Genomic DNA, 26,130 nt, shown 5'->3' with positions numbered 1-26,130 from the left:
GGACATGCTTCGTTCAGCCCTCCATAAACCTTTATTGGATACAACTTATTGTCCAGAAGTAATCGAAGTATTCGATCAGCATGGCTTATTAGCTGGTAGAGTTCACGGCTGCTTTTCTTATGAATGTTCGCGAACATTTCAATCAGAAAGCGAATTTATTGCTTGGTTATTCGATGGGGAGTTAGCTGTTTTTTATGTGGGTTCAGAACTGGTAATTAATCGCATACAAATATTAGAGAAAGTGAGTAGGGAGTGGTGAGTAGTGAATAGTAGGAAGAGGATTTTGAAGAAAGAACAAAAAAAATATGCATTTCTGCCAGGAATTATGTTATGCGACTTCCTCAATGCTTACTATTAGCTACTCACTACTCACCACTCACTTCTTGAACAATGTCTGATATTTTTACTGTTAACTCTGGTGATGCAATTGCAATTCAACAGCATTACGAACAAGTAATTGAAGCTTTGCTCAGAGCGATTATAGATGCCAAACAGGATAATAACGAGCGTCAGGGATTGCAAATATTTGATGGAGATAGATTAGTTTATGGGCAAGATACTAATCAATTTCGTGATGAGATTTCTTCTTTTTCTGGTCAACTTTTAAATCCTCAACTTATTACTGAACTGCAACAATTACGCTCTACAAAAGTTGGAGAGATAGTAGAGGGAGCGATTAATAAGAGGGTTGAATTAGATGGGCAAGTTGTTTTGCAATCGAATAATCAAGGTAGAGTAATTATTAATACTTTATTGCCCCAGTCAAGTATTCAAACAGCAAGCTCTGAAAATTTGAGCAATTTAGATAATAGGGATAATAGCAACCAAATTGATTATTTGGAATTTTCATCACTAGATGATATTCAAGAACCAAAAGTTAGTTCAGATACAAATTTATTAACAACTCCTGGCTCAACAAGAGTAAGAAAATCTTTAGAACTATTAGAATCTAGCCCATTAAAAACACTATTAAGTGCTGAAATTGAGCAGTTGCAAGCAGAAATAAAAGCATTACAGCAGGAACGTAATTTATATCAACATTTAATTGAGAAAAGGTTACAGCAATCTCAAAATACATCTTGGTGGCAACAAACAATTAATAATATCTCTATTGTAGTTAGTAGCGTGAACTCTGCCATAAAAATGGGGATACAGGAGTTTAAAGAGAACTCAATGCAACATCAATGGGCGGCATCTTTAAAAAACTTGTTTCACCTCCAGACACAATCCGGAGAAGGTCATTACCAAGCAGGTGAATATGAAATTTCTCGTCATGGTACTTTATATGAAGTGAAGGAGTTAACCACGGACAAGCAAATAATGCAGTTTCGTTCGACTCCCTTGGGTGTAAGAGTTGAGAGAGAGAACTTAGAACCAACTCATATTAAAGATATTGATACATTGCAACGCTCTCTACAAAGAAATGAACCCATTCCTACATCTTTCGCTCCTGTCGGTCAGCAAGAAGCTGAGTATTTTGCTCGTGTAGAAAGAGTTACAAATGCTCTTGTGCAATATGCTGTGATTCAACAAAGAGATGTAGAAATTGATGGTAGATTTTCTTATAAATGGCAAGCAACCCCTGATGGCAAAGTACGCATTGATTCTAAAGATGGGCGAGGAAATTTATTAGAGAAATATGGCGGACAATTGAAAAGCACTATGAACGAGAGGGATTTAATTTATTTTGAGCAGATACTACCCAAATTACAACCTACTCGCAAACAACAGGACAGAACTTCTTCTCAATCTCAAAAAGCTGCAAGTCACGGATTAGAAAGATAGTTTTCAGGATATGGAATTGTCTAACTTGAATTTATTAATAGAATCTGATGTGCCTATTGTATCTGTAACTGTCCCACTATTAGAACGGATGACAGCATTGCAGCGAATCTATAATGAATGTGCAATCAAAAGAAATCTGCCCCTTTATTTGTGGAATCCAGGTTGGGGATATTTTAAACAAATCAAGTGTAATTTAGAACATAAAGTATGTTTTTATTCCGTAAAATTGAGCAGTTTACAGCTTCGTAATAATACTATTATTTCTGCTCTTAATTGTTTATCTAACTGTAACCTTGATGGAATTTTTATCTTAGAAAATTTGTTACCTTTAACAGGTAATATTGCAGGCTACAAAAGTTTTTCTCAGAAAATAATTTCTCAAATAATTAATATCTATTACGATTGGGCAAGCTCTGGACAATTCAAGTATTTGATTATTCTGACAAATGAGAACGTAGAATTACCTCAATCTTTAAGCAGTTTGATTCCAACTCTTTTGCTAGAATTACCAAATCATGAAGAAATTGCTGATTTAATCAAAGTGCTTTTACCGAAATTTTTAGGTGAATTGTCATGCAATTGCGATATCGCTGCCATAGTCAATGCAGCTTCTGGTTTAACGGCTGTTGAAATTCGTTTAGGATTGACTTTAGCAGTTAATTCCTGTGAGCAACTAAATATTAATTCAGTCGCCTCATACTTACTTGATTACAAAATAAATCGCTTTCGTGCTTTAAACTTGAATTTTGTGACTCAGGCAAATCTTCCAGATTTTGGGGGATTGGATTTGCTCAAAAAATATATTGAAAATGTTAAACAGGACTTTTCACCCGAAGCTAGAACAGCTAATATTCCTCTTCCCAAAGGTTGTTTACTCGTAGGCCCACCGGGGACAGGGAAAACTTTAGCAGCACAAGTCAGCGCCAAGATTTTGGGTTTTCCTCTTGTGAGCGTAGATACCGCAGCCGTTATGAGTGCTGGTGCCATTTATCTCAAAAGGTTACTAGAACGAGTAGAAGCTTGCACTCCTGCTGTGCTTTACTTTGATGAGTTTGATAAATTGTTTGCTGCGTCTGATGAATCGGGCGAAGCTATCGGCTCGCGACAAATTTTAGGAACCCTGCTAACTTGGTTGCAAGATAAGAAAACTGCGGTGTTTACTATCGCCACCCTTAATCGATTAGATGCACTACCACCAGAATTAACCAGGGTGGGAAGATTTGATGAGATATTTTACGTGGGATTTCCCCAAGCCATTGAGAGAAAGGAAATTCTAATTATGCACTTAGCGATATTTGACGAGCGTTACCGTAACGGTAGTAACCCACTCACTGAGAAAGAATGGCGGATTATTCTGAATAAAACACTCAATTGTACAGGTGCAGAACTAGCGCGGATAGTATCTCAAGCAGCGCGTGAATTATTTCATCAGGGACAGGAAATGAAAATTGGGTTGGCGCAATTGTTAGCGCAAAGGGAGGCGATGGTGCCATTGTATGTCCGGGATACTGATAGGATATTGGCAATTGAGAATCAGGCCAGATATATCTGCCAACCTAGCTCCACTCAAGATACTTCAGTTTTCGCTCCAGCAATTACTAGCTACTGGGGTGAATCTTCTTGTTAAGGCTGCGTTTCAAGCACTATACGCTTGTGGAAAATTTTCCTGAAGCGAAACCAATTGGTTAAAAAATTAGGATTACCTAAAAATTATTGACCTAGAGAAAGTGCCTTAGCAACTCTTAGGGGTATGCTCTCCTGAGCACAAGCCTTCAAAACAGCAGTTGCCCGCGTATTTCCCCGATTAGCAAAGTATTCCCAAACGGATAACCAATCTTCGCAGGTAAGTGTATAAACCTGTTTGACTCCCTCTGGTGTATTAACTCTACACTCTACAATCTCTTTTGATAACTTCATTTTCGAGAGGGTTTTTGCCCTCTTAGGGGAATTGTCGATTAACCATTCACAGTTGGAATGAATGCAGCGCATTCCTTCGTCATACCCTATCCGGTATTCTCCTGGTGCTACAACTAAAACTTGTAAATAAATGTGATTTTCCAATTTAATTTGGATAGTTTGAGCCTTAGCAAGTCGATAATTACCGCTAAAAAAGCAGGGATTTGGTGTGACTGCTTTACCTCTTTCTGGATTTGACAAGGCTTCAATCAATTGTTTCCATTCACTACGACTTAGAGATAATCGATGTTCTAGTAAATAGCCTTGTTCAAAAAGTTGTCTCAGATAAACTGCTACTGCTGGTAGCGTATATCCTTTAATTATCTTCCCATTTGGAATCTGTACAATTATTGACTCTAGCTGTTTCTGCTCTGCAAATATTCTGACATCTGTTTTTGATTTTCCAACGATTAGTGCTACTTGTCGTTCACTCATGACTTTGACACCATTGGGTAACTGATATGCTGCCCATACGTGTCTTTTCCAATGCCATTGTGCTACAACTGTTCTCGGTGGCTCAGAATTTGTTGCTTGGCTCAATTTTATGTTTTGGTTGGTTTTTATGTTCTTGGGTAGATTCATAAACTGCCAACTTTCTATTTATTAAAGTTCAATTTTTTCAGGATATAGGGCTACTATAATTGCATCCTGTCATGTAAAAATATCTAATGATAATTAAATCATCAGTCAGATAAAAATCATTTATTGACAGGATAATTACTCACCCATTTTTGAATTAAAACCAGACAAATAAGTCTGGCTTACCATTGTTATAGGTCGCTGTACATTGTGCAATCTTTAAGTAGATGCGAATATTATTCATAATTAATAATTCACATAAGAACTATTAATTAGCTATTTTAATGTCACCCTAATATTTTTATATAGATGCTTTAGATGTGTAGCGCTCACATTGCTATCTATTTTAGAATCAGCAATAGTAACACTTTTGTAAACCAACATAAATTTTACATCTGTTGCTTCATACTAACTTAAAAATCTAGTTTTATCAAATACATAATATTTATCTAGCAATATAAAAATAATAAATCAATAGATTATGCAATTTTAGATACTATTCTTTATACCTAATTTGAATATAAATACATAAAAAATACCAGTTTAAAAATAATTCGGCAAATGGTTAGAGCACAACAATGTTGTGCCCGGAAAAATAATTGATGTATTACAAATATTATGCGAATTTACAGAAATAATAAAAAAATCAGCAGATGATGAATATAAGCAATTGAATGATAGATATTTAAAAATTATTTACTAAAGAAACTCAAATGTAGAATCATCTTTTATTTGCATCATTCCAATTCAACATATTTTTCCTTTACGTAGCATTGCTGTAATTGCTTTTTACAGCTATTATTTGGCTCCATCTGTGTTGCACTTGGTAAAATTTTTTGAATTGCCACTTTTGTTTCTTTTGGCATAGCAATAAGTATATTCGGTACGGTTTGCAAAAATTCTACTGGTAATAAATAGTAATGCGCTTGCACAGCCGCTAGGCGATCGCTATCGTCAACTGCCAAGTATAGTGTTCTGTGGTGATGGGGCGAATTTAACACCATTAGGGACAGTGCATCCATAGGTGAAGAGACTAACACAGCTGTTATTATGGGAACGTTTGAGTTTCCACCCATACTCACATGGAACCAACCACATGAGCGCCTACTACCAGGATATAAACTATAACGATCGCTAGCTTCAAAAGGAGAGTATAAATAAGCTCCTGTAATTTCCTGAGTCAGACTCCGCGCCAGAAAGACTGCATTACCTGCTAAATCTGCATAAACCAAATTACGTTGGTGAAGCGTCTGTATGAGGTTTCGGGGAATGGAGTAAGTAGCTGTAAGATAATTCTCTACTTCTGTCCAATGGCGATGCGAAGATGTCGGCGGTATGAAAATACTAGGTGGAGTTCGTTGTGCGATCTCTATTGCTTGCTGTTGTGCATGGTGAGTCACCGCAGTTAACATTGCCGTTTCACCAAAGCGATCGCGCAACCAAGCAACTGCATCATCGAATGTACAGTTATTAATCTCCATCACCAAATCAAGTTGACTGTTACTACTGTTATTGACTTGCTGATATTGGTTTAGCCCTAGTTCGTAGCCTACCAGTTCCAAAGATAAGTCATGCCAATTGCTGGTTGTGAGGCGCAGTAATTGCAATTCACTCTCTAGCTGTCGTCGTAATTGTTCGCTTTTAGATGCCGTTTGCTTTAGTTGAGAGTTGTGTCTTTGGATGCGCGATCGCTCCTGAAGTTGGTAGTTGATCGTTTCCAACTGCGGACTCAAAACTTCAATCACCCTCTGTCGGTACGATTCACTCGTTTCTTCTGCTTGGGGTTGGGGAAGACAGCGTTCCCAGTCGAGAAAAAGAGAATCCTGATTAACAGCAGCGTAATACTTTTTGATTTTTGTGTAAGTAGCAGTACTTCCTTTGATACCGCGAGAAATTCCTAAATGTGCAACAGCCTCAGCAAAACTATCTTGCAAGGAGTAGAGTTTATCCCTGGTGCCAAACAAGGCTCTACAGTTGAGCTTACCTCGTTCATCCAAAGGTACGAGGTAAGCATGAATGTGCGGTGTAATTTCATCTAAGTGCAGTTCTGCCCGAATTATGCGATCTCCCCAAAAGCATGACAACCAATGGATTGTTGCTTGCACAAAATTATCCAAACACCTTTTGTCGTAAACTCCTGCTTTATTAGGTGCATGGGGTCGAAAATATTCTGCGCTGGACGAGAGTAACATTTCCACGGCTAGAACCGCGTTCGAGCGAATCTTCTGCGAACCAATTTTATTTTTGACTAAAGTCGCCAAATTTGCGTCATCAGGGCTGCCAATTAGCCGCACATTTGTTACTTGCGGATTTGCATTTGGCGTATCCCTAGTTCTTGATGTGTGTGCTTCTTTTCCAGCCAATAATCCCCAAGATTTGATTTTCTGGATTCGACAAACTGCGAAGGGCATAGTGTGATAGGTGACGCAAATTTTGCCTGAACTAATGATCGATAACCTGTCTTTTCCACTTTTAACGCGCTCGTAATTAATTGGACGAACTGAGTAATTTAATGTACTGAAAAATCTATCTAGCGGCTTACGCAATATTAGTATTTTTTGATTTATTTAGATTGCGTATATAAACGTAAAAATACGCTTAAACGCAATTATTCCTTGTTAAAAAATGTAATAGAAATTTTCGTAACCCAATAGATTATACGGAAATGACTTTTCAATTAACTATCGCTGTAATCCTTGCAAAGGAAGAAACTCAGCTATTTTTTATTGTAGATTTGCCAGCCAATAAACAATTTTAATTTTTAAATTTTTTATACTGATGATTTTTAGTACATTTCAACCAAGTACATAATCTACCGATTGTTCGATTGCGCGAAATAGGAACATTTCGCTACCAAGGTAGAGAAGGAAACAAATCACAAAAAAGTCGAAGACAGTGAATTATTTTTTTCTCAAGCCTTTGATAAGCTGCGCTAATACTAGTTTTAGTCTGGTAAGAGAGGATGTTGATATTGCTCTTGGTATTGAAAATTTTGGACTTTTTGAGTATCACTGCAATTATTTTTCAGGAATTAGCCAGAACAAATTGTGTAGTGTGTTTTACCAATAAAATCATCACAAGCTGGAATATTGTACAAATTACCTTGGCAATAAAAAAAGATTTTATTGTTTGGATTATCTCAAATTTTTCCAACCGCTAACACTTCCTTGAAATCACTGAGAGATGAAATGAGGTACTGAGAGTAGTTAACAGATTTTTGAAATATCACAATCTGAGTGAAGGAAGTTGAAGGAATTTTTCCGAGATCATCACCCCAACATTGATAAGGAAGGCTAATAATTAACCTTCATTTACCTTTAGTTTCCTTCAAATTAAACAGCTTTAATTGCATTAAATTTGTTTAACATCATGAGCAAGAATACTCAAGTAAAAAATAATTCTTTACCCTTGCTAATTTTGGCTTTGGATTTTGGGGGAAGTGCAACCAAGGGAATTTATTGTGCGTTTGAGCAAAATAATCCATCATCCTTGGTCATGGAACCGGAGGTACTCAAAGTCTCTTTGGAGTCAGTTACTTCACACACACAGAGTTTAGGTGTAACAGAACCAGAGAACGTCGCATGGGTGAACTATATGGGTGAAACCTTTGTTGTGGGCTATTTGGCGAAAAGTAAATATTATGCCAACGAGGGTTTGAAAGAATTGAAATATGAGCGGGCGATCGCCAAAACTGTATCTGCTATTTGGGTAGTTTCACAAAAGGTGAAATTGGGGATGAAATGTCGGCTTGCACTTGCTTGTTTGCTACCACCAGGAGAGTTAGAGAACAAAGAAAGTTTCTACAAACAACTTTTAACTGTACTTGCTGACTTCGTAACACCAACTGGAAGAATGCGTGTAGAGTTAATCGAGTTTAAATGCTTACCAGAAGGAGCAGGAATTTATCTGGCTTACCAAAAGAAATTAGGACAAGCTATCAAAACAAAAGTAATTGCCCTACCAATGATAGGTTACAGAAATGCATCAGTGTTAATCAGCAATAAAGGCATAGTAGCAGCTGATGGTAAAACTTCTGATTTAGGAATGATTCGACTTTTAGAGAAAATACTTGCCAAGACATCTGGACAAACTGCTGCAAAATTAGCTCCGGCTGTAGTTGCTGCTGGTAATGATGTATCCACAACTCCTTTTTTCCGATTATTGAGAAGTACGAATCAAGCTAACAAACAGCATGAATTACAGCAACTTCAAAAAGCGGTAAAGCTTGCCAGAAGCGAGTATGCTGTTCTACTGACAAGTTGGTTAGACCAAGTAATTTCTATCAGTTCAGTAGATGAAATCTTATTTTGCGGTGGTACTGCGGATTATCTCAGAAAAGAGTTGAATTCACACTATCCGGGAACTCCTTGTTTGTGGGGAGTGGGTGCAGAAATACCTGAACAAGTTGATACTTTCTCCCTAGGAACTAGGCTTGCTGATGTCTACAGTGTATTTTTGTATTTTTCAGAACAAGTCCATCAACGTTTTCTTCCTACTCATAAGGCGAGCTCCAGAGGTCTGTAATGTCTAAGCAAATAGATTTTCGCTGGCGATATCAACCACGTAAGCAGATGGATATGCAATTGATGGAGTATATCCAAGACAATCAAATTACTAGCAAAACCGAGATGATACTTTTGGCACTGCGGTCATTCTGGCTACCTTATGCAATAGCTGAGGATTCTCTCCCACAAGAACAGATGCGACGTGTGGCGCGTGCTTCAGTCCAGGCCTTAAGAAAGCAGATAAAAGAGATTTTGGAATTAGCAGGCTTGGAAGATACTTCCTTAGATGTTCAGTTGCAATTAACTCAATTAAGGTCATTACAAGTAGCCAACGTGATTGCAACACATGGGGCAAATACATCTATCGATGAGCTTCGTACTCATGCAGGAAATCATGCTTATGATGATACAGGTTTAAGTAATTTTTTGTAGAAACTCCTACTTAGCGATTGTAAATTTTATCTCTAAGTAGGCAGTTTTATTCACTAATAGATAACTATAAATATGACGGCGACACCAGGAAAAAGAAGACGAGGTAGACCCAAGAATAATCCAGCTACTTTCTCAGTAGGTTTATCTAACCACGGTCAACCTGATAATTTAGATAATTCCTATGTAGAAGCGACAGACTCACCAACTAATGTGGAATTTGGTGAAGATTGGGAACGCGAGCTTGATGGTGATGCCTCTGTTCATGATTGGGATTTATCAAGCTCAAATGGAGTACATGATCAACAAATAGCAGTTGTAGAGTCAATAGCTAATGATGAAATAAGTGAGCAAATTCAACAACTAATTCCTGCTAATGATTTTGACACATTAGAGAATAAAATAGATTTCAAACAACCAACAACCATCCACATTATTGATGGGGAAAAGGGAGGATGTGGTAAATCTTTCCTTTGTAGAGCCTTTATTGAATATTGCAAATCTATTAATTACCACATGGTGATTATCGATGCAGATACGAGTAACCAGGATATTAGCAAAATTTATCCTCATGTGGAGGTAGCTTTCTTTAGTGATGATGAAAAACAAGCAAAAGCAGCAGATAAAATTTTTGAATTAGCTTTTGAAAGCTCAGTGATTGTCAATTTACCTGCTCAAGTATATACAAAATTTAGCGACTGGATAACAAGCAACAATTTGACTGATTTAGGTCAAGAGCATTCGATATTTTTTATCAAATGGTTTGTCTGTACTGGTGGAGTAGACTCGGTTAACTTCTTCCTCAAATCTTTGTCAGATTTAGGGGATAAGATAACTCATGTTTTTGTCAAGAATATGGGATTGTGCGATGACTGGAGTTACATAGACCAAATGCCAGAGTTGGCAGCAGCCGCGCGAAAATATCAATTTATGGTGATGGATTTCCCAAAGTTCCCCTTTTGGGAGCGTAACATGATTGACCGCTTAGAAATCACCTTTTCAGATGCGATCGCACATCCAGATTTGAAGGTGGTATCTAAGCAAAGAGTAAAGAATTTTCTCAAACTTACCTATGAAGCTTTTGCAGCAACGGGGTTAATTCGATGACAACAACTGATACGGTAAAAACACCCCAAACTCCCGATGATTTACTTGCTGAAGCATTGAAGGGTAAAAGTGAAGATTTCAAACGTCGAGTTCTGGACTTTACTCTTAGAAGCGGACTATCTCAAGACGATCCATTATTTCTTGTACTGGTGGCGACTGGACAGTTAGAAGCGATGCTTCAAGATGCACCAGAAACATTGCAATTGCTGTTCAAAACTTGGAATAAAGATTTAGCTAACAATCTAGAGAAAGTTGAACAAGTCGCAGTTGAGAGACAGAAAGTTGCGATTAATCGTGCCGCACAAACTCTAATTCATGAATCCTTGTTACGTGAAGGTCGAAATATTATCTATTCCATATTTCCGACCACGATTATATTTTTCTTTATCTTGATGATGGGTTTCATTGCAGGTATTTCCATACCACCTTGGATAGATGGTGTCTTGGGAGGGGGATATACAAAAGTGCGTTCGACTGCTTTGACATGGAATGAATTAGAAGCAATGAATTGGGCAATATCGAGTGAAGGAAAATTTGCCAAGAATTTGATTAATTGGAATCGGGGTTATTTGGAAAATGGCGAATGTATCAAGGATGCTCAAAAATTGGGCTTGGTATTGTCCCAATATAATCGCAAAGCCAAGTCAGGATTTTGTACTATTTGGGTGACTCCGCCAGAACAACGTAAGTTTATTCCTTGAACGCGATACTTCTTAAATTTTCCAATTGTTCTCGAAGTATTAAAATAGGTGATTGTATATGGTTGCCGCGACAATCTATCCAACAACCCAAACTGATATTTCCAATCTGGCCAATGCCACTATTTCTATTGTTGAGCAAGCTTTTTTATTGGCATCAAAAAGACGAATACTTTCCCATCAACAATATAAGCAATCACTTGAATCAATTGGTTGGAGTTTAAAAGAAAGTACAGTTTACTTGAAAGTTGCAGGTACATTTTCCTCATTTTCACCAGATGACCTCCAAGAAATCGAACCCCATACTATTTTTGATTTAGCAAAACACGCCAAAAAATATAGTCAAGTCATTGAGAATTTAAAAGATTGCGGTCAAATTACCCAAGAGAAAGTTCGCGAATTTATTGCTGCTCATCGCACACCAAAGAAACCAAAACTAGATAAACCCACTATTTGGAAAACAGGGAGAGATGGTAAACCAGTATGTCGGATTCCCGACATTATGGAAGATGATATGCAGACTGGGAATATTATCCAGAAAGAAATGGATGAAAATGGCACAATTACCCAAACATTAATTAGGGAAGCAGTCGCATTATGGCAAGGTGTAAAATCAGGTAAATTAGTTGTACACCTGAATAATGAAGAATTTTCTCAGGAAACAACTGATGATTTTGAATCAGAATATTTGCTCGAACCGTCAGAATCTCATCATGAATTAGATTTAAATACATCCATTAATTGTTTCTCAAATTCACCAGAAGTTTTTGTTGCAGAATCAACAAGGTCTTCAGCATCTGTTGTGATAAATCCCTCCGAAATTTCTGTATCTAATCATCAACTAAATTTATCACAAATAGCAGAGTCATTGACACAAGTCAATTCTTGGTCAGAAGTAATTAGTATTACCAATAATTATCAAGCACCAATCAAGTCTCAAATTTGGGAGTTATTAAATACTGAAACTCGCAAGAGATTTTATGAATTGAAAAGAGAATATTTTGAAAATCTCGATAAAGTTCCACAGATCAACGATCAGGTGATCTGGGAAAAGTGTCCGATTAATCTCTATTCATGGCAGCCTTTCATAATTACAAGTATTGAAGATGGTAAGGCCATGTTGGATGTTTTTACTCGTCCGGTTCCTCTTGATGAATTAAGACAATGTAGTAATTCAAATATTGATTTTTAAGAATGAGAGTCAATATTTGATATCCAATCAAAACGGTATACATTCAGAGTCAGGAATTTGATTTTCCTTAACTATTTGCTCCATTTTATCAACTTCTATTTTCCATTCTTCTGACGCTGGGTCGTAGAAATAGTCAGTATCTACATATCCTTCACTAATAAGTTCTTCTGGAGTCATCCCATAGGATAGCTGGGTAATACTGATTTCTGGTTTTTCAGTCATCTTTTTATCCTTCAACAAATCTAACTGCGAACTGTTTTAAAGATATGGCTTTAAAACTCAATCATTTTGACACCAAAACGAAACAAGATATTTTGTCCGAACAAAAGCTCACAAATTCATTGGCTGAATATTTATTTCCCAATACTAAGTTTAGTATTGGTATTGCTTATCCTGATGCCACTATAACAGAAGATTTGGATGAATATAATGGCATGACTTTGCAATTTTCATCGGGTCATCGGATGTTTTTTGCAGATAACCCAAATATTCGTGATTTATTGTATCCTAACCCTTCGGATGCGGCTGCTTATCCTTTGCCTTTTACACCTTGTCTGGCTTTTCACGAGTTAAAAAATGTCAGAATTTTGGTTATTGATGATGTGACTGGGGAAAATGGTGGTGTAATTGCTGTGGATGATGCAAGAAAATTGGTTGGTGATTGTAAAGGATTAATTGATGGCAATTTTGCTGTCTCAAATAATATAACTTCTCGTGCTTTTCAATTCCGACTTGGTATTAAACCTCAAGCAGAAAGTCCAGTAATGCGAATTGCAAAAGGTACACTTGCACCTGCACAATTGGATAAACTTGGGGAATCATTTTTTCGTATGGGTGGTAGTGTCAGAGATGCTACTCTGCGTTTCAAGTTTGGTTATGATATGGTGCTAGCAACGTCTTCTTTTAAGGGAAGGAAAGGAGAAGATGCAATTAAACCTGGGGAATATATACTCTCAATTGGTTTAGGTGTAAAATCCTTGGCTTTATATAGAGAACATAGTTTGGGAACCCAGGTTTTAATCAATTATTCTCAAGCGGTAAAACAGGAAATTTTACCTAAAATTAAACAGCAAGCAGAAAAGTTAGCTTTAGACCAAAAACACCCAATCAAGTTAGCACAGCGATATATTAAAACTTACGAACGACGCAAAAGTATATTAGCTAAAAAGCAAGAAGTCGAACCCCAAATCCAAGAAGATATTGAACAATTTTCTATATTTGATAACTTAGATTCTGGTGGTGAAAGTGAAGACACTCAAGATAATGATCGCTTCGCTACACAACAAAAGGATTTATTACTATATTCGCTACTAAAAGCAGATTTATCGGGTTTTAAGCAAATTATCGAGCATCCGAAAATTATTGCTGAACTTCAGGAATTTGCTAGGAAGGAATGGGTAGAGATAGCAACGGGACGTTCGATAAAGTTTACATCTGGTTTGGCTCAACCTAGTTTGCAATTAAACAAAGATGAAATCAGTATACCTTTTTTAAATGAAGGGGAAGAAGTTATAGTAACTCGTTCGCCGTTGATTAATTCAAATGGTGTAATTACTTTAAAAAACAAACATTTACCAGAAATGGTAGACGGATGTGTCTACATCCATCCTCAAACTGCAATGGAGAATATGCAGTGTGATTTTGATGGTGATTTACTAGCTTTTGCTAGCAGTAGAGAGTTTCCTGCGTTAGCAGCAGAAGTTAAAGAAAAGAACCTTCAAGAAAATCGTTATCCTGATATTGTTAAAAAAGCTAAAGTACCCTATCAAGGAACTTTTCAAGAAATTGCTGTTTCGGCAATGGAGAATAAGATTGGCATTATTGCTAATGAAATTCAAAAAAATATAGCACTACAATGTGAAATTATTGCGCTGCCTAAATCTGATAAATTTAATTATCTTCAGACAGTTTCAGCACATTGTTGTTCGATAGTTAAGAGATATAAACAAGGTAAATTACAGATACCAGACAAGATATTACAGCAAATATATCCAATTGCATCGCTCATCAATAAAAATATAGACAACTCTCAAATCGAACAAAATTTACAGTTACTTAAAAAGTTGTTGAAAGATTGTGTAGCTGAATTGGGTAATGAGTTACAAGTTGCTGCTGATGGGCCTAAAAGTGCTTTACGTCCCGATGATTCAATTATCCGATATTGTCAGGCTATAACTAGTTATAAGGAGGTGCAATGGTTGGCTGATAAGAAAAATAAGGAAGTATTTACTTTGCGGGTCATGAAAACTAATGGTTACAGTCCGATTGATTTAATGATTCAGCAAACTAACGATATATTTGAGCAGAATCAACTTGTTGCACGACCAATTGAGCAATTTAGAAAGTTGTATTATGGTGTTGATTTTTATGATAAACAGAGACAACAGGCTCAACAAATTAAGGGTGAATATAATTCTCAGGTTAGGAAACGTATTGAACTAGAAGATAGACAAAAAATAGAGCATGGCCCATATCTTGTAATTACTTCTCCAACTACTGCCAAGCAATTAGAGGTTACTAATTTAATCAAGTTTCCTGCCGCTAAAAATATTGACTTCTGGAAATCTTCGGAACTCACTATTAAGATTGGTGAGAGAAATCCAACTGAAAAAATACCTCATACCTTGTTTGCTCAAGCGAAATTTATCACCTCTGATGGTCAAGAGGTGGATATTGCTATCGGCACAATTAGCATGAAATCAATAAAAGAACACGACCTCAAGCCAGGAATGTCAATCAAACAAGGTAAGGTTGAATTTCATTTCGGTATTAGTGATGGGATGATTGATGCTTTAAAACAGCAAACTAGGGAATATGTTGAGTCAATTAAACAAGAAACACCGTCAGCAGAAAGATTACAACTTGCAGCAGCTATTCACGATATTAGCCACACTGAATCAAGCCAAAATTATTCGGGTATCAAAAGAGCAGGTGTGGCGTTTGCTATTTTTTCAGATGAAGTTATAGGTCAACTACAGCATTTACAGTTTACCCAGATGAGGGTAATTGGTACTCAATTTAATGAGTATGCCCTCCAGAATTTTCAAGGTGAAAGACTACCGATTAAATTTGAGGATAGCGTGCATCCTCGTGACCCAACTAGAACTTCCAGTTGGGTAATTGTAGAGGGTAAAAAGCTTGGTACACTGGATGCTCGTTCTCCTCATTTACTAGCCGGATGTGAGGCAATTGCAGCTATTACTTCTGCTCCCAGTACGAGCTTTATTGTTACCAGTTTGAAAAATCCTGACCATAAATTGCAAATTGATAGCGTTAATCAATATGCTTTTGCAACTCATCAATGGCTGGGTGAGCAAGTAAATATTACTTTGGATGTGCGTCAAACTCAAGAGCGAAAAGCACCAACTGTTTTTGCTTATATTGGTAATCAAATATTGGGAGTAGTAAATAAGCAGTCAGTCAATTTTTTGCAAGGGAGACTGGCTGCTGTTAATAGACAACTTCAAGGATTTAGTTTTGTAGGTATGCTTAATAATGCTCCAGCTAGTTATGCGGATATTGTGATTGATAGCAGCAGTGTTAAGTTTCCAGAAATCCCAGTGGGAGAACATGAAAATAATTCCGCAGTTGCAACTGTCGTGTTTTTTAGCGCATCTATTGACAGCCAGTTGCAAGCCAAAACAGAGCAAGTTTTGTGTAATATGCTCAAACGCGCTGTTGATCGTGCAGTGGAGAGGGGTTATGATACAGTCAGCTTTGTTGATGTTTCATTACACTCAGATAAGTCCTCACAGAATCTGAAAACTATTGAGATGCTGGCAACAGAACGGAAGAATATCAAAGTTGAGTTTAAAGGTACAGCATCGCTAGAAGATGCGATCGCACTCCTGACACAGCCAGATGATATAGTTGTTGGTATTCGTAGCCCCAAAACCATTGGCATTATAGACTTTGCATCAAGTCACCGAAAAGCGATCGCTGCATATATCCCGGAAACTGGAAAATTTGAGCGGCGTAATTTACCTTCAATTCAACCAAATATGGTTGCAGCAAACAACGATATCGAACGCGATGGGAGCTATTGAGCTTTCAATTGATTCAACACCCGCGCTACTTCTGTTGGTTGAGACAATAACAAGGTTTGTAAATGAGATCGCAAAACTGCCAATCTCTGATATTGTCCATCAATTTTGTCTGGAATACCCAAGCGTCTTGCTGCGGTACGAACACGAGGTTGTGGTAACTGCTGTATCAAAACTGCTAGAGATTCTGTATCAACATTATTTGCTGTATTTGAAACGATAGAATCAGCAAGTTGTGTCTTGATCCGTACTATCTTACTTACAGGTTTGAGATAGGGAAGAGAATTTATTCTTTCGGCTTCTTGGTTGCGAGTTAAGGATTGCACAGCTTTACTAAAGGAAGTCTTACCCGATTGCTTCCATAAATCCCATAAACCAACAAATAAATTCAATATTATCAACGTTGTAAAAGCTAAAACTAATGCGATCATGAGAGCGTTCAAAAATTCTTGAGTATTTTCCATTTTCTTTATCTCCGATATCCAGCTTGAAGCGGATGCTGGTCTTTCACAGTCTTCTCCCCGTGAGGGGTTGCAATGGAAAACTCATGATGAAATTACAGACGAGCCTTAAAAATTTGGTTGGCAGTGAGATTGAAAGTAGGAAATATTGGAGAAATAATTTGGTCATTATTTCTAAATTGAGTAATTTTGTACTCCCCGTCAATGAGTTGATAAACTGATATTGTTGGTTGTTTGGGGTCGCCAATAAACCGTTTACCACCTAAAGCTTCATAGTCAATTATCCAATATTCCTGAATCCCCATTTCTTCATAGTCCGCAGACTTTCTCGAGTAATCATCGCGCCAATTTGTACTGACAACTTCAACAATTAATTTGACGGAATCAGCTATTTCAATAATTGACTCATTTTCCCACCTTATTTCGTGAATGAGAGCTTCTTCATCTAAGACAATAATATCCGGTTCGTATCCAGATTTACCAACTGATGTTTTGACTATTGATTCTCTGGGTATAAACCAGATATCCTCTTTATCTAAGTTGGTAATAGCTATATTGAGATGTTTGATTGCAAAACCAGTTACTCTTGAATGTTTTCCTCTAGGTTTTGGCATCTCAACAATTAACCCATCATGCAATTCGTAACGTACCTCAGAGCCTTCTGGATACCAGGCGATAAATTCATCAAACGTTATTGATTTAGTTAAGGCTTGACTCATATTTTTGATTCATGAAAAAACGCAATAGTAATTCTTGGATGAATCATCACTTAACTGTGTAGACCGCACCTGATAAAGCAATTCGGCAAATAGAGCTTGACTTTCCCTATTTCTAGACTGTACATATACAGTTACTCCTGGTCTACACAACTAAATGCTACCAACGATATACTGAAATCTAATTTTCATTCTCTTTTCTTGACTAGTCTTGATATGTCAAGCTCCCAGTTATAATAATATCTAATTAACTTCTTAATAAAAAAAATACCCTCATAGAGGGCTACTATTCATTGTAAATCAAGACTACAGCAAATTGATTGAGCGAATTAAAATGCTCATTACTTCCCCAGGATTGTTCGTTGGTAATAAGGGACTCCAATCACCTATATCTGCATAACCGAGTTGATGCAAAACACGAATTGTTGCCATTACAGCTTTACTGGAGCCAATCAGCGTATGCTTTATTTTTTCTCGTTCTTGTTTGGCTGGGGAATTGGTCTGAAAATTAGGAATAGTTAAAACTTGGCTATTAGCATCACCTAGAAAGCTTCGATAGTTTGTTGGCATAGAAGATTTCTCCTAGCTTTGGAGTTTACTGAATTTGGGTAGCAGCCTTTTTCGTTGTTTATACCGAGGTTATCAGGAAAGTTTTTTCAAAATAACCCTGATGTTTTTGATTCGTGAACCGTGAGAGGCTTTACTAATCGGAAATATTCTGTTTCTAGCGAATTAGCACTTCTAAAATAAAGTCGAAATGAGCCATCACCATATTGTTTGATGTCTTGCTTGTCGAAAATTATTTCTTGCCTTTGCAACCATTGGTATACAGTTGCATGAAACTCAGCTAGAAACAAAGCCGGAAAATAAATTCTTCCTACTTTTGCTCCCGTTTTTATGTGAGTGAATATTTGAAATTGTGGTTCTGCTAATACTTCTGCCATTGATAGTGCCTGACATTCTGTTCTAAATTCTCTTGCCGTAAGGCTGGATGTAAGGATTCAGGAGTCAGGAGTCAGAAGTCAGAATTAGGAAGGAATCCAGTATATTTTGGAACTTGTCTTTTCCTAATTATTTAACTCTTCTAACTCCTGAATTCTGACTCCTGTATTCTGACTTCTGGGTCTGATAATTTTGAGAAAACAGATAAGAGTTCCTGCAATTAAATTGATACTGATTCGGTGTATTTGAGAAAATTCGAGATTTTCCAATTTAAACCGTGAACGGGATCGGCTACATTCGGTTTTGAGGATGCACCGTCGCACAATAAACAAGTCTCGCATTGAATTCTGTCATCTTCAGTATGACGGCACAGAACTTCACCTTGGCTCAAAGGAGCATCAGGAGCGATGATTCTGAAAGTCCTCCAACCCTGCATTTGGGCTAATTGCGCTTCAGCTTGGCTTTGCACAGAAGCCATTAAATATTTCTGCCAACGGTGATCGCACAATTGCCATTGGTGCGTGTAACCAGTATATTTTCTCGATGCTAAAATGATTGGCTCCCACGCCTCAAAGGGTACTGCTGTTGGGTCTCCATAAGAGCCAATTCTCACGGGATAGCGATATCTTTTCAAAACTTCTATTTCATTTGTACCCAGTTTTGGGTAAGTTCCGGTTTTATACTTGCGGTAAATATTGTTGATAGGCAACAGATTAACGTAGCAGCTACCGCTCTGACTCAATTTCAAGGGACAGTTCCCACAAATACCTTTGTCTAAACCATTTTTTGCGGCTGATGTTGGCACAAATTCTTGCTGTAAAATCCAAGATTGAATCAATCTTCCAGTTTTGCGATTGGATGTAGGGTAAACAAATCCGGTCAAAATCAGGGCGATCGCAGAACCGTCAATCAAAGAAGCTCCTGACCAAACAATATAGCTGTTTTGTAGCATATTGATAATAGCAGATAGTTGAATATTGATGAGTTAGCAAGTTGTGAAGCGAGTAATTTTGTAGACAAATAGCCACAAAAATCTACTGATTAAAAGCCTTGAGTTGATGAGATAAATCGCTGCTAATAAAAATCCTCCAGCATGATTAACTACTAGAGGATTTGAAAATTGCTACTATGAGTTTTTGGGATTAGTAGTGAGTGCTATCTTCAATCGTCTCTGATTGGTAATGCATCTGGTTGCGCTCGGCATATTCTTGTCTACGTTGCCAAGATATTTGATTTTGAACTATCAAATCTTCAAGGCTTTTACCAAACTTGCGATTTGCATATTCAAGAAGTTGCTCTAGATTGTATCGTTTTTCTTCAATATTACCAAAATCAGTAGTAAAGCGTTCTTTAAATTCATCCCAATCAAAAGTTTCTTTGAGAGAGCGTTTGGCAACAAGTCCACAAAGAGAACGGATAGAATAGTAAACTTTTGAGTAAACACGCTCGGAGTAATTGCTCACGGCATATTCACCTAATATTGAACCATCTATTGCTTGAAGGGTAGAAGTAGAAGATTTGCGTGACGGCATATAAGATTTCCGTAAACTTCATTAACCAAATGGCGTAAGCCAATGCATTTTTACAATTAGGAAATAGAAAGTCAGAACTGTTTTGAGAATTCCGACTTTCGACTTACTAAATTCAACTTAATCTTGTGAAGAATTTCAGCCCACAATTGGAACGTGCTACCACCAAGCTGAATCATCGCAGTCAGCAATGAAATCTTTTCTTTCGCTGCACATTTGATACTCAGCTTCTAGCTGTTGTAAGTCTGCATCAAGTGCGAGATTTTTCACCGCCAGCATTATTTCTGTTAGATGGGTTTCTTCACTTATACCTGTATAATAAACCTTGATGAACTTATCTGCTTTACCCATAAAGCTTTCGAGATGGGTGACAAATGTTTGTTCAAAATCTATTGCCTGAATCATGGTTAATTGCTTATGAATACCTTCAGTTCTCTTCAGGCGTAAGCCAAAAAAGGAAAAGACTAAGCTGAAATAAATAATATAAAATGTTAAAATGTATTGCTTACCTTTTTAGGCAATAGTATTGAAATATTTCCGAAATAACTGAAATACTAAATAATAAAAACCTATATGATTTTCACCGAAGATATGTAAAAATAAATAATTTATGAAAAACAGGCAACTCTCAATAAAGCTAGCAGCCTATGTTGGCAGATTGCAGTAGTGCGAATAGCGAAAGTCACCAATACAACACATGTACACGCTTGTGGAAAAGTTTCCTGAAGCGTCAAAGTGGCTGATTAACCTTATGCTGAACAGCCATCACTAGCTTGTTAAAAACTATTATTTAGAGAGGCTCTCTAGTAAGATTGCTTGACAAAAATGCTCCCATCAGCGTCATTTAGGAGATTATGGCTAAAACTAAGAAATCAGAAAATGTTCCCAAAAAAGTGGTTAACTCTTCTGCAAATGCACTATATGTGCTGGATGTATTTTTAATTGACGGCCCAATGACCGAAGAATTTATTGCTGATAATCCAGAGGTGTCTCGAACCATTGAGATTAAAGGCAGTAATACTTTGCAGGAGCTTCATAAAATCATCTTCAAGGCATTCGACCGCCAAGAAGAGCATATGTATGAATTTCAAATTGGCGGAAATGGCCCGCAAGATCCAAATGCCAGAAGGTACGGTTTGAAACAAGCATTTTCCAGTTCCGGTTTGACACCAAAGCCTACAGGCGATGTTTCTAGTACTTCAATTGCTGAAGTGGGCTTATCAATTGATGAGGCTTTTGGTTACTGGTTCGATTTTGGTGATGATTGGTGGCACCAGATTGATGTCACAAACATTTTAGACCAGGCCCCAACGGGCAAGTATCCCAGAATCACCAAGCGAGTTGGGGCTAGCCCTCCTCAATACGCGGATTTTGAGTAGCAGAGCAAGTTAACCTATGAGGAGCGATCGCAACTGCAATCTTCGATTTCTAGCTAACTTGCTGCCATGAGAGTGACTACAGGGACGCATCCTGACTTTAAAAGTCAAGTTCTGTGATTACTAACAAATCACACGTAGTAAGACTCTTTCTATTATTCGGCATCTCCAATTAACGTGAACCCAGCCCAATTTTTGGGATTTGGATGTGTTTTCATGGTGTCTAACATTGCTTGACGTAGCGCTTGGGCTTTATCAAGGTTGCTGTCCAGGTAATACTTGTAAAATTTGGTCATTAGTTCACCCGTGGGAGCATCAGGTACAGACCAAAGAGAAACCATAACGCTGGGAACTCCCTTGCCAATAAAACTACGCGATAAACCAAAGATACCATCTCCTCCGAGCATTTCTCCCCGACCCGTATCGCAAGCGCTAAGAACTACCAAGTCGGCATTAAGGTCTATTTTGTAAATTTCTTCCGCAGTCAGTAAGCCATCATTCGACTCCTCATCTCCAGAAGATGCCAGTACGATCGCACCAGGAATTGAGCCTAGTTCAGGGGTATTGCCACGCATATTGGTTATTAAGCCGTGGGTTGCTAAATGAATCAATCGCGCTGTCTTCATTCGTCGCACTACTTCTGATTCTGTTGCTTGTGGGCCAATTAAAGCTTGGGTTTTAAGCTGTTTGGCGATCGCAATGGCTTCTGTTTCAGATACTGGCAATGGATCGATGCGTATATTTTTAAATGTTGGATTGATTTTGCTGAGGTTTGGCATGGTTGGATTGCCAACAATCAATGCATCGTTAGCATTCCATGATTTACTTCTAGTTTTTTGCCGTGACTTGCTGGCGAAATCTAATACTTGTATGGACGGTGAGGTAAAAATAGTATGTTTTTCTATCAAGTATTTTCCTTTTGCATCTTGAAGTGCGGCAAAGGGGGTCAAAAATAAATCTCCTTGAGGAATAAAGATAACTCGCGCTTGATGATTTTGTGGTAGAAAGTTTTCGATTGGCTCAATCAGTAGTTTATGTAGTTCCTGTAAGCGTGTTTTCTGTTCCTGTGGATTAATTTTGGCGACAATTTCGACATCGCTACGACCTCTAGCACCAATCACATTTCGGCTGATGGTAATCAAATCACTCAGGGGTAGTTTAAGTTTTGCTAAGTCGATACTACGAAAATCTATTTTCCCATTGGGCTGAATTACCCAAATATAGAGTAAAGAGTCTTGAGGTTTATCAATATCTGGAATTAATGAATATTGAACTATTGTGGCATTTTGTGATTTGGCAATTTCTTGAATCTGTGTGAGGTTAGGAGATTCAAAGCTTATTTTTTGTTTTGGTTCTTGGTTATTTGAAATTATTTTTCGATTAATTAAGATTTCACCTAATGCTTGACTGCGGCTACGTTGGGAAAGTTCTAGTGCTTCTTTGTTTTTACCTTGTTCAATCAATGCACGTTGTAGGTAATGATAAATATTCTCTCTAAGTGCATATAAAAATGCTATATCTATACCTAAATTAGTACTTGTTAAATGCTCTCTTCTATAAGCTTTACTGCCTTCCCATAACTTAATTGCAGCCAAAAAAGCTTTTTCGGCTGCGGCAAATTCTCCTGTTTTTAGTAAAATTCTTCCTTGTTGTTCTAACGTTTTTTCTTCAGCATAGTAATCGCCAGATTCTTTTAATATAGTTAGGGCTTGTTTATAGAGACTTAATGCTTTATCTGGCTGTTCTAAAAGCTCATACAATAGCCCTTGATAACTCAGAATATTACCTTCTAATGCTCGGTCGCCTAATTCTTGAGAAATAGTTAATGCTCTTTGATAATAATCTATTGCAGCATCTGTTTCCCCTCTACGTAGATAAAGCAAGCCAGCAGATAATAATGGTTGTGAGGCTCTAACCCCTAAAACGTGTTTGTCATCGCCCAAATCAAAAGAAGTCAAAAAATTGTAATAGATATATTCTAGTACATTTGCTATTGGTATTTTCTTTATTACAAAATTAACTTTGTTGCTAAACTCAATATTGATGGTTTTATTAACTTGCCTCTTTCTTGAAGTGAACATATACATCAAGCTTAAGTAATCTAGCGCTTTTGCAGATTGTTCTGCACTGCCATAATCAACAAGAAAAAGTAATTTACTAATTTCATTAACAATACTATTTGGATAACTCCCATAAATAGTACTATTGTCTATGATTATTTTTGTATTATTAGAATCATTTTGTTCTAACAATTCGTCATATTTACTAATAAATGAATCAATAGTTTGCAATATATTTATCTTTTTACCCTTTTGCATTAATAATAAACTGCGATGAATTTCTAGAGCTTTGAAGTAATGCCTCTGACTTATATATGCCGATCTAATAAATTTTATAGTATCTATCTGACCAGACATATTATTAAGCTTCTGATAGATTAGAAATGCTTCTTTGTAAGCATTTAAAGCTTTAGAAGAATAAAAAATTTGTCTTTGATTCAAAGAGCGCTTCAAACTATAGTATTTTCCTATTTTGATAAGAGTAGTTGCTGCATTAGTATCATCTTTTAAACTTTTGATAAAGTTAACAGTTTTCTGAAAATATTCAACCGTTTTGTCAAATTTGCCTAATTTATCCCAAGCAACTCCAATCTCGTAGAGAGTATTCGCAACTTCGGTGTTATTTTTTAAATTTCTAAAAATAGTCAAAGCCTTTTGGTAAAACTCAATCGCTTCCTGATGCTTGCCTTCTTCGGTATAAAATTTAGCAATCTTTAAAAGTACAGAAGCTTCTCCTGGTTGGTCGTCAATTTCTTGGTAAATATTTATTGATTGCTGATAAAATTTGAGCGAATTCTTATATTTTGCATCTCTAGTTGCATTTCTTGTTGACTTACCCCATTGCTGATAAGCATATGCAATATTGATTAAAAACTGACTTTCTTGCCTACGCATATCTTTCAAACTAATTGCTTTATTGTCAACTGTTTTTAAAACTAATAATGCTTGTTGATAAAACTCAATTGCTTGAGAATATTCCTTTAAATAATCCCAAGAAACTCCTATAGAGTTTAGTGTATCAGCCACTTTGATTGCATCTTTTAAATTCTTAAAAATAGCTAAAGCTTTTTGATAAAAATCAATAGATTCTTTATGCTTTAGTAGCTTGTTATAAAGTATTGCGATTCTCTCAAGTGAAGCTGCTTCTCCTGATAAATCATTTAAGTCTTGGTTGATTTTTAATACTTTTTCATAAAGTCCGATAGCTTGTTCATATTGTTCATATCTTGGATATCTTGTGTTATCTTTAACTGAGTCACCTAATAGCTCATAAGTATAGGCAAGATTAGTTAAAAATAAACTTTCTTTACTTTGTCTATCTTTTAACGTAATTTGTTTATTATCAACAGTTTTTAACACAGATAATGATTGTTGATAAAACTCAACAGCTTTAGGGTAATCACCTAAATTAGTCGAAGCAACACCTATATAATTGAGTGTGTCGGCAACTTGCAAATTGTCTTTTAAATCTTGAAAAATAGCTAATGCCTTCTGGTAGGTTTGAAGTGCTTCTTTAGGCTTTGATAGCTGACTATACGCTTGAGCAAGGTTAAGTAAAAAGAAGCTTTCTTTTTGCTTAATCTCTTGCATTGACACTTTTTTGCTATCAACAAGCTTAAGTGCCATTAATGATTGCTGATAATAACTACTGGCTTTACTATAGTCACCTAAATTATACCAGGATAATCCTATATAGTTGAGTGTGTCAGCCGCTTGTAAGTTGTCTTTTAAAGATTGGAAAATTGCCAAAGATTTTTGATACCAATCAATAGCTTCTTTGTATTTTGATTGTTTAACATAAATTATGGCAATTCTTTCATATAGAGAAGCTTGGTTATCAGCAGGGGCTAATTTCTGATAAATTGGTAATGCTTTTTTAAAATACTCAATGGCTTTATCATATTTTGCATTTTTGGTACTGTCTTGAGTTGAATCTGCAAATAACTCATAAACATTAGCAAGATTTACTAAAAATTGACTTTCTTTAGTTTGTATATCCTTGGAAGTAATTTGTTTTTTATCAACAAGTTTCAATAATAATAATGATTGTTCATGAGATTCAATTGCTTTGGGGTAATCTTCCAAATCTCTCCAAATAGTTCCAATCTTATTCATGAAATTTGCTGCTTCCAAGTTTTCGCCTATCTCCCGATAAATTGCCACTATTCTTTGATAGGATTCAATTGCTTGTTTATATTGTTTGGATTCATTATGAATATTACCTATTGACTCTAGTAGCCAAATTTTCTCCCAAGGTTCAATTTGAGCTTGATAAGTTGATAATATTTGCTGAAATAAATCAAGTGCTTTCTCTTTCTCTTGTAATTCATAGTATTCTATTCCAATCAGCGTCATAATTATCCTTTTTGTTCTGGGAAATTTACCTTGTTCTGCTATTTTCAAAGCTTGCTGATAGACTTCCAGTGCTTTTTTGGGTTGCTTTTGTTTACTATGAATTAACCCAAATCCAGTCATACTAAGCGCTTCTGCATCCCGATCGCCTTGCTGTTTTGCTGCTTGTATGGTGCGCTCAAATATTTGCCGTGCTTCCTCTAGTTTTTCTTCCTGAGCAAGTGATAAGCCTTTTTCAGCTTGTTGGATGAGTTCTGATTTTGGCTGTGTTTTTGTCTGAGCTATTACAACTCCTATTTGGGGAGAAAAAATAGGTACAGCAGCAAAGGGGACTAAACCACAAAGTAACAGCAACAGATGAAAACAAGATTTTTGAGGATACATTAACAACTCCTAAGTA

The 26,130-nt window shown here is 36.7% G+C and carries 21 protein-coding genes; 10 read left to right on the top strand and 11 right to left on the bottom strand.

Features of this window, described 5'->3' with window-relative positions:
• Window positions 1-4: 4 nt before the first annotated feature.
• The 3 genes from HG267_RS13630 to HG267_RS13620 all read left to right on the top strand — a co-directional run bounded on the left by HG267_RS13630 (window position 5) and on the right by HG267_RS13620 (window position 3,412).
• The gene (locus HG267_RS13630; RefSeq protein ID WP_228045261.1) at window positions 5-259 is read left to right on the top strand and encodes a hypothetical protein; all 255 of its coding nucleotides are present in this window, start codon (window positions 5-7) and stop codon (window positions 257-259) included.
• Window positions 260-390: 131 nt separating this feature from the next.
• The gene (locus HG267_RS13625; protein WP_045872475.1) at window positions 391-1,785 is read left to right on the top strand and encodes a hypothetical protein; all 1,395 of its coding nucleotides are present in this window, start codon (window positions 391-393) and stop codon (window positions 1,783-1,785) included.
• Window positions 1,786-1,795: 10 nt separating this feature from the next.
• On the top strand, window positions 1,796-3,412 hold the full coding sequence (locus HG267_RS13620; RefSeq protein WP_045872474.1) for an ATP-binding protein: 1,617 nt from the start codon (window positions 1,796-1,798) through the stop codon (window positions 3,410-3,412).
• Between the two features lie 83 nt (window positions 3,413-3,495).
• Here HG267_RS13620 and HG267_RS13615 read toward each other — a convergent pair whose 3' ends face one another.
• On the bottom strand, window positions 3,496-4,281 hold the full coding sequence (locus HG267_RS13615; protein WP_155539459.1) for a hypothetical protein: 786 nt from the start codon (window positions 4,279-4,281) through the stop codon (window positions 3,496-3,498).
• A gap of 776 nt (window positions 4,282-5,057) precedes the next feature.
• Entirely contained in the window at window positions 5,058-6,731 is a 1,674-nt protein-coding gene (gene mobV / locus HG267_RS13610; RefSeq protein WP_045872472.1) for a MobV family relaxase, read from the bottom strand.
• 958 nt (window positions 6,732-7,689) lie between these two features.
• Between mobV and HG267_RS13605 the strand changes: the two genes are divergently transcribed.
• The 5 genes from HG267_RS13605 to HG267_RS13585 all read left to right on the top strand — a co-directional run bounded on the left by HG267_RS13605 (window position 7,690) and on the right by HG267_RS13585 (window position 12,251).
• Entirely contained in the window at window positions 7,690-8,844 is a 1,155-nt protein-coding gene (locus HG267_RS13605) for a ParM/StbA family protein (RefSeq protein ID WP_045872470.1), read from the top strand.
• Complete coding sequence (locus HG267_RS13600) at window positions 8,844-9,257, top strand: hypothetical protein (protein ID WP_045872469.1); 414 nt, start codon at window positions 8,844-8,846, stop codon at window positions 9,255-9,257. The genes HG267_RS13605 and HG267_RS13600 overlap by 1 nt, the downstream gene beginning before the upstream one ends.
• A 72-nt stretch (window positions 9,258-9,329) precedes the next feature.
• The gene (locus HG267_RS13595) at window positions 9,330-10,361 is read left to right on the top strand and encodes a cobalamin biosynthesis protein CobQ (RefSeq protein WP_052335316.1); all 1,032 of its coding nucleotides are present in this window, start codon (window positions 9,330-9,332) and stop codon (window positions 10,359-10,361) included.
• Window positions 10,358-11,062: a DUF6753 family protein gene (locus tag HG267_RS13590; protein WP_045872468.1), complete on the top strand. Its 705-nt coding sequence runs from the start codon at window positions 10,358-10,360 to the stop codon at window positions 11,060-11,062. The genes HG267_RS13595 and HG267_RS13590 overlap by 4 nt, the downstream gene beginning before the upstream one ends.
• A gap of 58 nt (window positions 11,063-11,120) precedes the next feature.
• Entirely contained in the window at window positions 11,121-12,251 is a 1,131-nt protein-coding gene (locus HG267_RS13585; RefSeq protein ID WP_052335315.1) for a hypothetical protein, read from the top strand.
• A gap of 27 nt (window positions 12,252-12,278) precedes the next feature.
• Here the strand turns inward: HG267_RS13585 and HG267_RS13580 are convergent, their stop codons facing one another.
• Window positions 12,279-12,473, bottom strand: coding sequence for a hypothetical protein (locus HG267_RS13580; RefSeq protein ID WP_045872467.1), 195 nt, complete (start codon window positions 12,471-12,473; stop codon window positions 12,279-12,281).
• 44 nt (window positions 12,474-12,517) lie between these two features.
• On the opposite strand from HG267_RS13580, the gene HG267_RS13575 reads away from it, so the two are divergent.
• A complete protein-coding gene (locus tag HG267_RS13575) occupies window positions 12,518-16,297 on the top strand; it encodes a hypothetical protein (RefSeq protein ID WP_045872466.1) in 3,780 nt (1,259 codons plus the stop codon).
• Here HG267_RS13575 and HG267_RS13570 read toward each other — a convergent pair.
• From HG267_RS13570 to HG267_RS13540, 7 genes are all read right to left on the bottom strand, one after another.
• Window positions 16,291-16,758 (bottom strand): hypothetical protein, encoded by a 468-nt coding sequence (locus tag HG267_RS13570; protein WP_045872465.1) that lies wholly within the window; start codon window positions 16,756-16,758, stop codon window positions 16,291-16,293. The genes HG267_RS13575 and HG267_RS13570 overlap by 7 nt on opposite strands.
• Before the next feature lie 92 nt (window positions 16,759-16,850).
• A complete protein-coding gene (locus tag HG267_RS13565) occupies window positions 16,851-17,474 on the bottom strand; it encodes a Uma2 family endonuclease (RefSeq protein ID WP_045872464.1) in 624 nt (207 codons plus the stop codon).
• A gap of 303 nt (window positions 17,475-17,777) precedes the next feature.
• Window positions 17,778-18,041, bottom strand: a complete 264-nt coding sequence (locus tag HG267_RS13560) for a hypothetical protein (protein ID WP_045872463.1) — start codon at window positions 18,039-18,041, stop codon at window positions 17,778-17,780.
• A gap of 86 nt (window positions 18,042-18,127) precedes the next feature.
• Entirely contained in the window at window positions 18,128-18,415 is a 288-nt protein-coding gene (locus tag HG267_RS13555; RefSeq protein WP_045872462.1) for a hypothetical protein, read from the bottom strand.
• Between the two features lie 218 nt (window positions 18,416-18,633).
• Window positions 18,634-19,365: a hypothetical protein gene (locus tag HG267_RS13550; RefSeq protein ID WP_045872461.1), complete on the bottom strand. Its 732-nt coding sequence runs from the start codon at window positions 19,363-19,365 to the stop codon at window positions 18,634-18,636.
• Between the two features lie 190 nt (window positions 19,366-19,555).
• Window positions 19,556-19,945, bottom strand: a complete 390-nt coding sequence (locus HG267_RS13545) for a hypothetical protein (protein WP_045872460.1) — start codon at window positions 19,943-19,945, stop codon at window positions 19,556-19,558.
• A gap of 156 nt (window positions 19,946-20,101) precedes the next feature.
• Entirely contained in the window at window positions 20,102-20,347 is a 246-nt protein-coding gene (locus tag HG267_RS13540) for a hypothetical protein (protein WP_045872459.1), read from the bottom strand.
• 449 nt (window positions 20,348-20,796) lie between these two features.
• On the opposite strand from HG267_RS13540, the gene HG267_RS13535 reads away from it, so the two are divergent.
• On the top strand, window positions 20,797-21,321 hold the full coding sequence (locus HG267_RS13535; protein ID WP_081584089.1) for a plasmid pRiA4b ORF-3 family protein: 525 nt from the start codon (window positions 20,797-20,799) through the stop codon (window positions 21,319-21,321).
• Between the two features lie 152 nt (window positions 21,322-21,473).
• Here HG267_RS13535 and HG267_RS13530 read toward each other — a convergent pair whose 3' ends face one another.
• On the bottom strand, window positions 21,474-26,114 hold the full coding sequence (locus tag HG267_RS13530) for a CHAT domain-containing protein (protein WP_052335314.1): 4,641 nt from the start codon (window positions 26,112-26,114) through the stop codon (window positions 21,474-21,476).
• Window positions 26,115-26,130: the final 16 nt, after the last annotated feature.

The organism is Tolypothrix sp. PCC 7601 (genome assembly GCF_025677855.1).
Classification (GTDB): domain Bacteria; phylum Cyanobacteriota; class Cyanobacteriia; order Cyanobacteriales; family Nostocaceae; genus Aulosira; species Aulosira diplosiphon.
Note: the sequence above shows the minus strand (reverse complement) of the source record. Positions and strands in the feature narration are given on the sequence as shown.